We start from the raw sequence: 248 nt of genomic DNA on the forward strand, positions 1-248 counted from the left end.
TCGTAGAACTTGGCCAGGGCCGGGTAGTCGTCGGTGCGCAGGGTATCGGCGGGTGCCGCCGGAAGATTCTCGTAGCCGGAGATCATCCGTCCGTGGATGTCGTTGACCTGGTAGAAGATCCGCCCGGCGCTGTCGTAGGCGAAGGTATCCAGTGCCACGTAGGGGACGTCGGCGCGCAGGGTGCCGTCCTTCTCGTAGAGCCCGTCGGCGATCGCCCGCGCCGAGGCCAGCAAGGTCCGGTCGTAGGC

General features: G+C 66.9%; 1 protein-coding gene. It reads right to left on the bottom strand.

Features of this window, described 5'->3' with window-relative positions:
- Positions 1-248 (bottom strand): sensor histidine kinase N-terminal domain-containing protein (locus tag ACLJNW_RS27330; RefSeq protein WP_410961688.1); only part of this gene is annotated, 248 nt, incomplete at both ends.

Origin of the sequence: Salmonella sp. SAL4457 (assembly GCF_046548235.1) — a bacterium.
GTDB lineage: Bacteria > Pseudomonadota > Gammaproteobacteria > Enterobacterales > Enterobacteriaceae > Salmonella > Salmonella enterica.